The sequence below is a fragment of the Brevundimonas sp. UBA7838 genome, from assembly GCF_002500885.1.
GTDB classification, from domain to species: Bacteria; Pseudomonadota; Alphaproteobacteria; order Caulobacterales; family Caulobacteraceae; genus Brevundimonas; species Brevundimonas vesicularis_C.
In genome coordinates this window covers 1-12483 of record NZ_DLTK01000086.1, presented here as the reverse complement: position 1 = coordinate 12483, position 12483 = coordinate 1, and the positions used below count along the sequence as shown (strand labels likewise).

The 12483-nt window shown below is 66.0% G+C and carries 13 protein-coding genes and 1 pseudogene; 12 read left to right on the top strand and 2 right to left on the bottom strand.

Going from position 1 to position 12483, the window contains the following annotated elements; genetic code table 11:
- Together B3T77_RS06915 and B3T77_RS06910 are read left to right on the top strand one after the other, a co-directional pair.
- A pseudogene (locus tag B3T77_RS06915) lies at positions 1–132 on the top strand (HlyD family secretion protein); the annotation flags it as partial.
- Between the two features lie 51 nt (positions 133–183).
- Positions 184–360 carry a hypothetical protein gene (locus B3T77_RS06910; protein ID WP_017505124.1) on the top strand — a complete coding sequence of 59 codons (177 nt, stop codon included), beginning with the start codon at positions 184–186 and terminating at the stop codon, positions 358–360.
- A 7-nt stretch (positions 361–367) separates the two neighbouring features.
- Here the strand turns inward: B3T77_RS06910 and B3T77_RS06905 are convergent, their stop codons facing one another.
- Complete coding sequence (locus tag B3T77_RS06905) at positions 368–571, bottom strand: hypothetical protein (protein WP_228763748.1); 204 nt, start codon at positions 569–571, stop codon at positions 368–370.
- 192 nt (positions 572–763) lie between these two features.
- Between B3T77_RS06905 and B3T77_RS06900 the strand changes: the two genes are divergently transcribed.
- The 4 genes from B3T77_RS06900 (at position 764) to B3T77_RS06885 (ending at position 7007) form a co-directional block, all read left to right on the top strand.
- Positions 764–1855, top strand: a complete 1092-nt coding sequence (locus tag B3T77_RS06900) for a site-specific DNA-methyltransferase (protein WP_292078322.1) — start codon at positions 764–766, stop codon at positions 1853–1855.
- A gap of 210 nt (positions 1856–2065) precedes the next feature.
- Positions 2066–3178, top strand: coding sequence for a glycosyltransferase family 4 protein (locus tag B3T77_RS06895; RefSeq protein WP_091750376.1), 1113 nt, complete (start codon positions 2066–2068; stop codon positions 3176–3178).
- Positions 3179–3295: 117 nt separating this feature from the next.
- Positions 3296–4711: a VWA domain-containing protein gene (locus B3T77_RS06890; protein WP_292078319.1), complete on the top strand. Its 1416-nt coding sequence runs from the start codon at positions 3296–3298 to the stop codon at positions 4709–4711.
- A 148-nt stretch (positions 4712–4859) separates the two neighbouring features.
- Positions 4860–7007, top strand: a complete 2148-nt coding sequence (locus B3T77_RS06885; RefSeq protein WP_292078317.1) for an amylo-alpha-1,6-glucosidase — start codon at positions 4860–4862, stop codon at positions 7005–7007.
- 3 nt (positions 7008–7010) lie between these two features.
- Here the strand turns inward: B3T77_RS06885 and mutY are convergent, their stop codons facing one another.
- Positions 7011–8060, bottom strand: coding sequence for an A/G-specific adenine glycosylase (gene mutY, locus B3T77_RS06880; protein ID WP_292078315.1), 1050 nt, complete (start codon positions 8058–8060; stop codon positions 7011–7013).
- 29 nt (positions 8061–8089) lie between these two features.
- Between mutY and B3T77_RS06875 the strand changes: the two genes are divergently transcribed.
- From B3T77_RS06875 to B3T77_RS06850, 6 genes are all read left to right on the top strand, one after another.
- On the top strand, positions 8090–8635 hold the full coding sequence (locus B3T77_RS06875) for a DUF721 domain-containing protein (protein ID WP_414633151.1): 546 nt from the start codon (positions 8090–8092) through the stop codon (positions 8633–8635).
- A gap of 107 nt (positions 8636–8742) precedes the next feature.
- On the top strand, positions 8743–9837 hold the full coding sequence (locus B3T77_RS06870; protein ID WP_292078311.1) for a histidine kinase dimerization/phosphoacceptor domain -containing protein: 1095 nt from the start codon (positions 8743–8745) through the stop codon (positions 9835–9837).
- Positions 9838–10293, top strand: coding sequence for a response regulator (locus B3T77_RS06865; RefSeq protein WP_292078309.1), 456 nt, complete (start codon positions 9838–9840; stop codon positions 10291–10293).
- 107 nt (positions 10294–10400) lie between these two features.
- Complete coding sequence (locus B3T77_RS06860) at positions 10401–11045, top strand: DsbA family protein (protein WP_039246870.1); 645 nt, start codon at positions 10401–10403, stop codon at positions 11043–11045.
- Positions 11046–11060: 15 nt separating this feature from the next.
- Positions 11061–11672, top strand: a complete 612-nt coding sequence (locus B3T77_RS06855; protein ID WP_292078307.1) for a thioredoxin domain-containing protein — start codon at positions 11061–11063, stop codon at positions 11670–11672.
- Positions 11673–11684: 12 nt separating this feature from the next.
- Positions 11685–12483, top strand: a 799-nt coding sequence (locus tag B3T77_RS06850) for an AAA family ATPase (protein WP_292078305.1), incomplete at its 3' end; no start/stop codon positions are given.

Below are 12483 nucleotides of genomic sequence, written 5' to 3'. Positions count from 1 at the left end.
AACGCCACCGGCAACTTCACCAAGGTGGCCCAGCGCATCCCGGTCCGCATCCGCATCGACCCGAACCAGCCCGCCGCCGAGCGTCTGGCGCCGGGCATGTCGGTGGTGGCGAAGGTCAATACGGCCGGCTGACGGAACGCGCCGCTCTCCATCGCGCTACCTCTCCCAGCAACGGAGAGCACCATGGACCGCGAACAGACCAAGGGTCGTGAAGAGAACGGCGCCGATCCCGCCGGCAAGCCGGACGCCCTGACCTCCGACAAGGCGACGAAGGCAGTCGGTCAGGCCGAGCGCCAGAGCGCGGGACCGGACGGCCCGGACGCCGCCGAGATCGGCGACACCTTCAAACGCAAGCCCTGACGCCGGATCAGGCCGATCGCGGCGACAGGCTGGCGGCGAGCAGATGCACGTCGTGCGCCCGCATCCGTTCGAAGTTCCCCAGCCCCAGGGCCAGGGCGCGCATGATCTCGGTCTGGCGCGTATGTTCGGGATGGGCGGGCAAGGACGGCTCCGCCCGCGCCAGTTCCGCATCCAGTTCGGCCATCATATGGGCCAGGATTCCGTCGTTCATCTGATCCTCCATCACGCCGCCGACCGCCGCAGACGGTTAGATCACAAACGGAACAAATCCGGAACAAGCTGATCGAAGAAGGCTGTGGATGGCGCGGTCGGTTTGCAAAATCGTCCGGCTGAGCCTGCCGTTTAATCCACCTTAACCACAAGGATTCACCATAGTGGTCTCACTGTTGCGGGGCCGCGTTCCATGTCCGATCTGAAAACCCCTGTCCTCGCCAAGGACGTCATTTATCGTGGCGACTGCATCGAGGTGCTGAAAAGCCTGCCCGACGCCTCGGTGGACATGGTCTTCGCCGATCCGCCCTATAACCTGCAACTGGGCGGCGACCTGCTGCGTCCCGACAATTCCAAGGTCGATGCGGTCGATGACGACTGGGACAAGTTCGCCAGCTTCGCCGACTACGACGCCTTCACCCGTGCCTGGCTGGCGGAATGCCGCCGCGTCCTGAAGCCTGAGGGCTCGATCTGGGTGATCGGCAGCTACCACAACGTCTTCCGCCTGGGATCGGCGATCCAGGATCTGGGCTTCTGGGTGCTGAACGACATCATCTGGCGCAAGTCCAACCCGATGCCGAACTTCAAGGGCACCCGGTTCACCAACGCCCATGAGACCCTGATCTGGGCCGCCAAGTCGCGGGATCAGAAGCGCTACACCTTCAACTATGATGCGCTGAAGGCTTTCAACGAAGACACCCAGATGCGCTCCGACTGGACCTTCGCCCTGTGCACGGGCGAGGAGCGGATCAAGGACGCCGACGGCAAGAAGGCCCATCCGACCCAGAAGCCCGAAGCCCTGCTGCACCGCGTCCTGCTGTCGGCGACCCGCCCCGGCGACGTGATCCTGGATCCCTTCTTCGGCACCGGCACCACCGGCGCCGCCGCCAAGCGCCTCGGCCGCCATTACATCGGCATCGAGCGTGACGAGACCTACGTCGAGGTCGCCGAAACCCGCACCGCCTCGGTCATCCCTGCCCGCCCCGAAGACCTGATGGTCACAGGCTCCAAGCGCGCCGAGCCCAAAGTGCCGTTCGGCGCCCTGGTCGAGGCCGGCCTGCTGCAACCCGGCGACCGTCTGTATTGCCCAAAGGGTGAGCGCGAGGCGCGTGTTCGTGCGGACGGTTCGCTGGTTCACGGTTCGCTCAGCGGCTCGATCCACAAGCTGGGCGCGCTGCTGGAAAACGCACCGGCCTGCAACGGCTGGACCTACTGGCGCTTCAAGACCGACCAGGGGCTGAAATCCATCGACGCCCTCCGCTCGGAAGTTCGCGCCGCGATGTAAGCCGCTGCGACCGCGCGTCGCGTAAGCCACATCAATCACTTAGCCAGCAATCCGTCGCCAATACGTACGATTTCGCACACTCATTACGGGCCAGCGTCTCTGTAACCCCGCGAAACCTATGTAAAAATTAGTCAACTGCGATGGAACTTCGCAGTTGCGAGAACATTGATGTCAACGGCCCGCCAGGATGCGGTGTCGGAGCACATCACCATGAAAATCGCGCAGATCACCCCTCTGTATGAGGCCGTGCCTCCCAAGCTGTATGGCGGCACGGAACGTGTGGTGGCGCATCTGACCGACGCCCTGGTCGATCTGGGCCACGACGTGACGCTGTTCGCCAGCGCTGACGCCCAGACCAAGGCGCGGCTAGTGCCCGTACGCGATCAGGCCATCCGCCTGGATCCGGCGCCGTTGAAGTCCGATCTCGCCGCCCACCTGTCGATGCTGGGCGAAGTTCTGGACCGCGCCGACGAGTTTGACGTCATCCACTTCCACACCGACATGGTCCACTTCCCGCTGTTCCAGAAATATGCGGACAAGACCCTGACGACTCTGCACGGCCGTCTGGATATGAAGGACCTGCCCGGCGTCTACGCGCGCTGGAGCGAATTCGGCCTGGTCTCCATCTCCGACGATCAGCGTAAGCCGCTGCATTTCGCCAACTGGAAAGCCACCGTCCATCACGGCATGCCGGGCGAACAGTACATCTTCTCCCCGAAGTCCGAGGGCTATCTAGCCTTCCTGGGTCGCATCTCGCCCGAGAAACGCCCCGACCGTGCCATCGAGATCGCCACCAAACTGGGCAAGCGTCTGAAGATGGCCGCCAAGGTGGACGCCGCCGACAAACGCTATTGGGAAGAAACGATCCGCCCATTGGTTGAGGGCAATCCGCTGATCGAGTTCATCGGCGAGATCGGCGACCATCAGAAGTCCGCCTTCCTCGGCGGTGCCGAAGCCCTGCTCTTCCCCATCGACTGGCCGGAGCCGTTCGGTCTGGTGATGATAGAGGCCATGGCCTGCGGCACCCCGGTGATCGCCTTCCGCTGCGGCTCGACGCCCGAGGTCATCGAAGACGGCGCCACAGGCTTCCTGGTCGACACGATGGAGCAGGCGATCGCTGCGGCCGGACGCGTCCATCTGCTGGACCGCGAGGCCGTGCGCGCGCGCTTTGACCTGCGCTTCTCCGCCACCGCCATGGCGCGGCGCTATCTGGACGTTTACGGCGACCTGCTGGCGCGCCGTCCGTTTGCGGAGACTGCGCTGGACGATGTGGTCACCCCGCTGCGTCCGCGTGAAGACCGCAGCTTCGCCGCCATCGCCTGAAACCAACTCAGTCGGAACATCGTTGCAAACTTAAGTTAGTAACGGCGTTCACCCAAAAGTTAAGCTTATCCATTACGGTCGTCCCAAATCGGGGCGACGACTATGCAATGGAGAGCGATGAAGCGGCGGCTGGCGCATCTGCGCCGGAATACCGCGGGCAACATCGCGACCTTCTTCGCCCTGTCCGCCATGGGCCTGACACTGATGGTCGGCCTGGCCATCGACATCAATCGCTATGTCTCGGTCAGGAACCAGGTGCAAGAAGCGCTCGATGCAGCAGCGTTGGGCGCTGCGGCCTCCCGCGCCCAGACGGTCAAGGAGTTGAAAGCGGTCAGCGATCCCTATCTGGAGGCCAATCTGAAGACCGGCCAACTGATCGACGGCTGGAAGACCGGCACCCAATATGTCGATGGCAAAATCGTCAGGGTGACGTTCAAGGGCGGGGTCAAACCCATCTTTGCGGGTCTGGCCGGCGTCAAACAGTTCGATATCAACGCACTGTCCGAGGCGACGCGTGGCGTGGCGCAGAAGATCGAGACTGTTCTGGTGCTCGATAACACCTGGTCGATGAGCGAAAAGGACAGCCGGTCGATCAAGCGGATCGATGCGCTGAAGACCTCTGCCAGTTTGCTAGTCAACGAGTTGATGGCGACCGAAAGCGACGAGGTCTCGATCGGCGTCGTGCCTTATGCAGACTACGTCAATGTCGGGATTGCCAATCGCAAGGCCCCGTGGATTTCCGTGCCCGACGACTATGTTCAGGAGCGCACCTGCACGACCAAGACGACATACAGCGGCGGCACGCCCTATCCTTGCACCACCGTGCGCGACGGCGTCAGCGAGACCGGCACCTGCTACAAGGATCAGGTGGTCAAGACGGTCACGGTCCCTCCCTATGCTTGCAACGTCAGCTACAAGTGGTTCGGCTGCGTCTATTCGCGCAACGTCGGCACGACGCGGCTGAACGACCAGTCGCCGGCGACGCCCTACAAAGGTTTCCTGACGACAGGCCAGAGCTGCCTGAATGCGGTCAGCCCCCTGTCCAAGAGCAAATCCAGCGTCCTGAACGCAATCAAGAACCTCGTCATCAATGTCGGCGGCTACAAACCCGAAACCCACATTCCATCCGGCCTGATCTGGGGCATCAATCTGCTGTCGCCTACCGCGCCGTTCCAGGAAGGCGGCGCCTACGACCCCGCCAACCGCACGCCGCGCAAGATTCTGGTGCTGATGACCGACGGCGTGAACACCCTGCGCTACCGCTCGTCCGACGGCGCGCACGTCGCCACGGTCAAACCCAATGAGCTGGCGGCGACGGATGCCGATTTCGGTTCGATCTGCACCTATGCCAAGTCGAACAAGATCGAGGTCTTCACCGTCGGCCTGAACGTGCCCACGCAGAACGGGCGCAATTTGCTGAGGACCTGCGCCAGCGATTCCGACCATGCCTTCCTGGCAGAAGACAGCGCCGCTCTGGAAGCCGCCTTCCGCGACATCGCGCGGTCCATCGGCGTCGTACGGCTGATCAAGTAAGTCTCTCAGGTCGCTTGGCGATGAAAAAGCACAGGTTCGCCTGAACTCGTCGGCGACTTGCCCATTAAAGTCTGCAAGCGGCCCCTGAGCGCCGCATTCGGGTGCGACACGTTCGGCCGAGGCCTCACAACGACGGGGAAGAGACCGCATGGACGACGCCTATTCCACTCAACTGACCGCCGGTGAATCGGTCGAGGCCACGGGTCTCGAACAGCTGATGGCGCTGAAGGAAGGCGACACCTTCCTGGTCGCCGACGGGTGGGGCGACATGAAGGGCGGCGCCGACGGCCTGTTCGCGGGTGACACCCGCGTCCTGTCGCGCTGGGCCATGACCGTCGGCCTGCTAAAGCCGTCGCGCCTGTCGTCCGGCGTCAGCCAGGACAACGTCTTCTTCTCCTGCCACACCACCAACCGTCCCCTGCCCCCGATGGGCGGTCGATCGGCCCCGGCTGGTGTCCTGCATATCGAGCGCCGGCGCTTCCTGTGGAACCGGCGGATGTTCGAGCGCATCCGCATGGTCAACCACGGGGTGGAGGACATCCTTCTGCCGCTGGCCTTCGACTTCGGCGCGGACTTCTTCGATATCTTCCAGGTGCGCGGCACGCCTCGGGCCAAGCGCGGGACGATCCATACGCCGACCACCGACGGTCGCCGCGTCACCTTCCGCTACACCGGGCTGGACGACGTGGATCGATCCAGCTGTATCGCCTTCTCCGAACCGCCCGCGCGCCTGACGCATCAGCGCGCCGAGTTCATGTTCAGCCTGCCCAAGGGCCGCTCCCTGGACCTGTTCATCGAGTGCGGCGTGGACGCCTGCGAGACACCGGACGCCGACCGTTGGCGACAGAACGCCATACAGGCGCGCCTGGCCATGCGCGCCAAACGCCGGCGCGGCGCCTCAGTGCGGGGTCCCCGCAGCCCGCGCTTCAACGACTGGCTGGACCAGTCGCGCGCCGACATGGCGCTGTTGACCACAGACCTGCCGACCGGCCCCTATCCCTATGCGGGCACGCCGTGGTTCTCGACCCCGTTCGGCCGCGACGGCATCATCTCGGCCTGGCAAATGCTGTGGCTGGACCCGTCGCTGGCCAAGGGCGTGCTGACCTATCTGGCCTCGCGTCAGGCGACCGAGACCTCGCTCTACCGGGACAGCCAGCCTGGCAAGATCATGCACGAGACGCGCGGCGGCGAGATGAGCGCCCTGCATGAGGTGCCGTTCGGTCTCTACTACGGCGGGGTCGACACCACCTGTCTGTTCGTGGCCTTGGCCGGTGCCTACGCCAACCGCACCGGCGATCTGGATCTGATCCGCAAGCTCTGGCCCAATCTGATCGCGGCCGCCGACTGGATGCGCGACTACGGCGACAGCAACAATGACGGCCTGATCGACTACCAGCGCGGGGCCGACACCGGCCTGTCCAACCAAGGCTGGAAAGACTCAGAGGACTCCATCTTCCACGCAGACGGCCGCTTCCCCAAGGGTCCAATCGCGCTTCTGGAGGTTCAGGGCTACGCCTTCGCCGCCTGGAAAGCGCTGGGTGATCTGGGCGAGCGCCTGCACGACGATCGCACGACCGAATGGCGGATGCGCGCCGAACAGGTCCGCGCCCTGGTCGAGGAAAAGTTCTGGATGGAAGATGAGGGCTTCTATGCCGTGGCCCTCGACGGCGACGGCCAGCAATGTCGCGCCATCGCCTCCAACGCTGGACACCTGCTGTTCACCGGCCTGCCGTCGCTGGAACGCGCGCGGCGCGTCACCAAACGCCTGCTGACCGCCGAGTTCCGCACCGGCTGGGGCATCCGCACCCTGGAGGTCGGACAGGCCCGCTTCAATCCGATGAGCTATCACAACGGCTCGGTCTGGCCGCACGACACCGCCATGGCCGCCGCCGGCATGGCGGCTTACGGCGAGCGCGATGCGGTCGCGCAAATCCTGGCCGAGATCTACGCTGCGGCCGCCCACTTCCACCTGCGGCTGCCCGAACTGTTCTGCGGCTTCCCGCGTGAGCCGGGCGAGCCGCCCATCGCCTATCCGGTCGCCTGCCTGCCCCAGGCCTGGGCGGCGGGATCGGTCTTCCTGATGCTTCAGGCGACCCTGGGCCTGTCGATCGACGCCTGGACCGAGACGGTCGATCTCTCTGACCCCGTCCTGCCCGCCGGTCTGGATCGTCTCAAGATCACCGGCCTGGAAGTCGGCGGCGCCGTTGTCGATCTGAATATCCAGCACGCCGACGGTCGCGCCGTGGTGATCCCGCATCACAAGCAGGGCAAGGTTTCGATTCGCACGTTGCGATAGGGGTCAGCCGAACAGATCGGGCGCGCTCGCCCGATCCAGCGCCTTGGCGAAGACCGTCGGCAGGGCGGCCCGCGCCGCCTCGATCGGCATCCAGTGATAGTCGCCGTCAGCATCGACGCGCGCGGTCATCACAGTCAGCGTCAGGCTGAAGTGGGTGAAGACGTGCTCCACAGCCCCCGCGTCGCGCCAGTCGGCCTCGACCGGCGCTGTGGCAACCGGCTCGCCGGTCGTCCAGTCGCTGGTCGGCAGGCCCAGCATTCCGCCCAGCAGCCCCTTTTCAGGCCGCGTCTCGACTGCGACCCGCCCCTGATCATCGATCAGCACATAGGCCGCGCCCCGCCGATGCGGTCGGTCCGCCTTCTTCGTCTTCATCGGAAACCGGGCCGGGTCGCCCGTGGCCAGACCCAGGCATTCGCTGGCTACCGGACAGGTCCCACACGATGGTGACTTGGGCCGGCAAACCGTCGCGCCCAGGTCCATCAGAGCCTGCGCCCAATCGCCCGGCCGCTCGTCCGTGACGAACAGGCCCGCCAGCCGCCTCAGCTCGGGCCGGGCGGCGGGGACCGGCGTTTCGACCGCGAACAGACGCGCCACGACCCGCTCGACATTGCCGTCCACGACATTAGCCGCCCGGTCGAAGGCGATGGAGGCGACGGCTGCGGCCGTATAGGCGCCCACGCCCGGCAGGGCGAGCAGCGCCGCCTCGGTGTCCGGAAACACCCCGCCATACTCGCCCGCCACCGCCCGCGCACACGCCAGCAGATTGCGGGCACGCGCATAGTAGCCCAGCCCCGCCCAGGCCCCCATCACCTCCGCATCCTCGGCCGCCGCCAGGTCCGAGACCGTCGGCCAGCGCGTGGTAAAGGCGTGGAAATATGGCGTCGCATGCGGCACGGTCGTCTGCTGCAGCATGACCTCCGACAGCCAGACGCGATACGGCTCCGTCCGCGGCGCGCCGACGGCCGCGCGCCACGGCAGGCTGCGCGCGTTGGCGTCGTACCAGGCCAGCAGCCGGGAGCGGATCAGGTCTATGTCGGGAGAGACGTCAGGCATCGGTCGCGCTATATAGACCCATGCGCCGCATGCTGCCCACAGACGCCGAGGCCCGCGAGATCCTGTCTCGACGCCGCACCCGTCCGGTCCCCCGACCGGCGCCGCGCGCGGGCAAGGCGCTGACGCCCCTGATCAAGAAGCTGGACGAGCAGTTCGGACGCGGCGCCGGCGCGCTGGAGCCCCGCTGGCGCGAGATCGTCGGCGATCGCCTGGCGCGCGTCACCCGCCCGCAGAAGCTGACCAAGGGCAAGGGCGGCCAGCCCGGCGTGCTGGAGCTGCGCGTCGCCGGCGCCGCCGCCCTGCTGATCCAGCACCAGTCCGAGGACATCCTGGCCCGCGTCAACCTGTTCCTGGGCGCCGGGACGGTAGATCGGCTGCGCATCGCCCAGGGTCCGGTCGCCCCTTTGAAGGAGGCCGCCGCCCGTCCCAAACGCAGCGCCAAGCCGCCGCCCCTGCCCGCCCAGGCCGAGGCCGATCTGGCCGCATCGATCGCTTCAGCCCCCGACGATCTGCGCGCCGCCCTGGCCCTGCTGGGCCGCGTCGCCCTGTCGCGCTCAGACATCAAGTCCGACTGAGCGCCGCGCCTTGGTTGGCAGTCGCCCCCCGGTGCTGTAGGAAGAGGTTGTAAAGCGACAAATATCCGCACGGCGCTTCCGGTCGCGCGCCTGTATTCCGAGTCCCGATGAAGCAGCAAGACGACTGGCGACTTACCGATGTCGTCGAACACGAAATCGGGCGTGGAGATCCGTTCGCCGCCGCCATACGCGGCACGCGCATGCCGATGGTCATCACCGACCCGCGTCGCGACGACAATCCGATCGTCTTCGCCAACAAGGCCTTCCAGGATCTGACCGGCTACGAGCGCGACGAGATCATCGGCCAGAACTGTCGGTTCCTTCAGGGGCCGAAATCCGACAAGGCCGCCGTCGCCAAGATCCGCGAAGCTCTTGAGGCCGGCGCCGACATCCACATCGATCTGCTGAACTATCGCAAGGACGGCAGCACCTTCTGGAACGCCCTGTTCATCAGCCCGGTGCGCAACGCCCAAGGGGAGATCGAATATTTCTTCGCCTCGCAGCTGAATGTGACCGAGCGGATTGAGGCCCAGGCCTATGTCGAAAAGCAAAAGGCCCTGGTCGAACGCGAAGTCGCCGCTCGCACCGCCGATCTGCAAGAGGCGCTCGCCGCCAAGACCCTGCTGCTCCACGAGGTCGATCACAGGGTCAAGAACAACCTGACCATGATCGGCTCGCTGCTGCGGCTGCAATCGCGCTCGCTGTCCGATCCGGCCCTGACCGCCACCCTCGACTCCATGCTGGAGCGGGTGGACGCCTTGGCGACCGTTCACCGCAAACTCTATCAGTCCGAAGACGTCACCCAGTTCGACGTCGGCGCCTTTACCAACACTCTGGTCGCCGATGTGATTGGCTCGACAGGACGCACCGATATCGAGGTGTCCGTCGATGTGGAGCCGATGTTCATTCCCTCGACCCATGCCTCGTCGATCGGACTGATCATCAACGAACTGCTGACCAATGCGATCAAGCACGGCTTCCCCGAGGATCGCGACGGCCGATTGATCGTCTCGGCCAAAAGAACGGAACAAGGCGGCCAGGTCGTTGTTCAGGACGACGGCCCCGGCATTCCCGGCGCTGCGCATCAGGGATTGGGCAAGACTTTGATCGGTCGTCTTTCAAAGCAGATCGGCGGCAAGACGCTGTGGCTGCCGGCCGACCCCGGAACGCGCGCGGTCGTCGACTTCCCCGTGAGCGGCTAGGTGCGCGTCGCCGGGCCTCACTTCGACATCCTGGTCGTCGAGGACGAGGCCCTGCTTGTGATGGACCTCGAGGCGATGCTTGAGGACGAAGGCCACCGGCTGGTCGGCGAGGCTATGTCCCTGAGCGAGGTCGAGTCGCTGTCGCTCGACGCGCCGCCCGACATCGCCTTCGTCGACATCCAGCTGGCGGATAACTCCAGCGGTCTGGACGTGTGTCGCCTGATCAAGCATCGCTGGCCGTCCACAGCCGTCGTCTTTCTGACGGCAAACCCCAAGATGATCCCCGAGGACTTCTTGGGCGCGCACGGCGTGATCCCCAAGCCCTTCTCACGGTCCGGCCTGCTGTCGGCGATGCGCTTCATTCAGCAGGGCATAAGCGATCCGCCGCCCCGCCAGGACAGGCCGCAAAGTTTCATCCCCGCACCGGCGATCGTTAGGGCCTGGGCGCGCGGATAGGGCGCTGTTGACAAAACTTCGCCGCACCTGTTCCAGACTAGTTCAGGGTTGCGCCATTCCCAGGGAATCGCGCGATCATCGCCAACGATCCGATCCGAGGAACTTTCATGGCCGACACTGAATCCCGCTTCGCCCGCATGAGCCGTCGTGCGGCCATCACCGGCGCCGCACTGGCGACCATGGCCCTGGCGGCCTGCGGCGGCGGCGCCAAGGGTGCGGCCGAGGGCGACATGGGTCTGGGCGCGCCCGAAGGCGCCAAGGTCACCGTGGTCGAATACGCCTCGGTCACCTGCCCCCACTGCGCCCTGTGGCAGAAGAACACTTGGCCGGCGTTCAAGGCCAAATATGTCGACACCAACAAGGTCCGCTACGTCTTCCGCGAACTGCCGACCCCGCCGGTCGACGCCGCCACCGCCGGCTTCCTGGTGGCGCGCTGCGCCGGCCCGGACAAGTATTTCGACGTGGTTCACCAGCTGATGGCGACGCAGCAGGAGATGCTGACGTCCTCGCCGCGCGACTGGCTGCTGCGCACCGCCCAGGCCGCTGGCCTGTCCGAGCAGCAGTTCAACGACTGCGTCACCGACAAGGACGCTGTCGCCGCCATGGAGAAGCGCGTGCAGGCCGCGCGCGCCCAAGGCGTGACCGGCACCCCGGCCTTCTACGTCAACGAAACCCAGGTCATCTCGCCCGGCGGCGAAGGCGCCAGCCTGGCCGACCTGTCCACCGCCATCGACGCGGCCCTGGCCAAGTAACCGAGGCCAAATCAGATGATGCGACGCGCCTTCATCGCCGCCGGTTTCGCACTCGCCGCCCTGTCCGGCGGCTTGGCGACGCCGGCGCTCGCCGCCGATGCGCCCCCGCCCGTCACGGCCCAGGATCATATCCTGGGTCGGGCGAATGCGCCGGTCACGGTGGTTGAATACGCGTCCTTCACCTGCTCGCACTGTGCGGACTTCCACAACACCGTGCTGCCGGCCTTCAAGGCCAAATACATCGACACCGGCAAGGTCCGGCTGGTTCACCGCAACCTGCCGACCGCGCCCGCCAATGTCGCCGCCGCCGCGGCTGCGGTCGCCCTGTGCGCCGCGCCCGAACGCTATTTCGACGTGGCGGCCGTCTTCATGCGCGATCAGGCCAACCTGCAGACCACCGGCGCCCAGCCCTGGTTCGCGGCCGGCATCGCCGCCAGCGGCAAGACCCGCGAGCAGATCGAGGCCTGTTTGAACGGCCCGACCATCCGTACGGCCCTCGACGCCCAGATCGAGGGCGCTGACAAGGCCGGCGTCACCGGCACGCCCACCTTCTTCGTCAACGGGACGATGGTTATGGAGCATTCGCTGGAGGCCCTGTCGGCCGCCATCGATCCGCTGCTTCGGTAGTCCGCCAGGACGATGCAGTTCCAGCGCCTCCGGCTCGTCGGCTTCAAGTCGTTCGTCGATCCGGCGGAGGTGCACATCGAATCCGGCCTGACCGGCGTCGTCGGCCCCAACGGCTGCGGCAAATCCAATGTCCTTGAAAGCCTGCGCTGGGTCATGGGCGCCAACTCGGCCAAGGCCATGCGCGGCCAGGGGATGGACGACGTCATCTTCGCCGGGGCGGCCGGGCGCCCTCCGCGCAGCCACGCCGAAGTCAGCCTGACCATCGACAACGCGGCGCGCCGCGCGCCGCAGCCCTTCACTGACAGCCCCGTGCTGGAGGTGTCGCGCCGCATCGACCGGGGACAGGGCTCGACCTACCGCATCAACGGCAAGGAGGTGCGCGCCCGCGATGTGCAGCTGCTGTTCGCCGACGCCTCCACCGGCGCCAACTCGCCCGCCCTGGTGCGTCAGGGCCAGATCTCGGAACTGATCGCCGCCAAGCCGCAGAACCGCCGGCGCATCCTGGAAGAGGCGGGCGGCGTCGCCGGTCTGCACACCCGTCGGCACGAGGCCGAACTGCGCCTCAAGGCCGCCGAGACCAATCTAGACCGGCTGGACGACATCGGCCGCGAGCTGGAGACGGCGCTGAACCGGTTGAAGCGCGAAGCCCGCCAAGCCGAGAAATACAAGAAGATCTCGGCAGAGATCCGCGCCCTTCAGGCCGCGCTGCTCTATGTGCGTTGGAACGACGCGCGCCTGGCCGCAGAGGCCGCCGCCGCCGAACTGCGCGACGCCGACCGGGCGGTGGCCGACAAGATCGGAAGAGCGGTTC

Bases quoted from the DNA above. Each gene is read 5' to 3' on its own strand.
- B3T77_RS06900 (WP_292078322.1), top strand. From the start codon at position 764: ATGTCCGATCTGAAAACCCCTGTCCTCGCCAAGGACGTCATTTATCGT.
- B3T77_RS06895 (WP_091750376.1), top strand. From the start codon at position 2,066: ATGAAAATCGCGCAGATCACCCCTCTGTATGAGGCCGTGCCTCCCAAG.
- B3T77_RS06875 (WP_414633151.1), top strand. From the start codon at position 8,090: ATGCTGCCCACAGACGCCGAGGCCCGCGAGATCCTGTCTCGACGCCGC.
- B3T77_RS06885 (WP_292078317.1), top strand. From the start codon at position 4,860: ATGGACGACGCCTATTCCACTCAACTGACCGCCGGTGAATCGGTCGAG.
- B3T77_RS06855 (WP_292078307.1), top strand. From the start codon at position 11,061: ATGATGCGACGCGCCTTCATCGCCGCCGGTTTCGCACTCGCCGCCCTG.
- mutY (WP_292078315.1), bottom strand. From the start codon at position 8,060: ATGCCTGACGTCTCTCCCGACATAGACCTGATCCGCTCCCGGCTGCTG.
- B3T77_RS06905 (WP_228763748.1), bottom strand. From the start codon at position 571: ATGAACGACGGAATCCTGGCCCATATGATGGCCGAACTGGATGCGGAA.
- B3T77_RS06890 (WP_292078319.1), top strand. From the start codon at position 3,296: ATGAAGCGGCGGCTGGCGCATCTGCGCCGGAATACCGCGGGCAACATC.
- B3T77_RS06870 (WP_292078311.1), top strand. From the start codon at position 8,743: ATGAAGCAGCAAGACGACTGGCGACTTACCGATGTCGTCGAACACGAA.
- B3T77_RS06910 (WP_017505124.1), top strand. From the start codon at position 184: ATGGACCGCGAACAGACCAAGGGTCGTGAAGAGAACGGCGCCGATCCC.
- B3T77_RS06860 (WP_039246870.1), top strand. From the start codon at position 10,401: ATGGCCGACACTGAATCCCGCTTCGCCCGCATGAGCCGTCGTGCGGCC.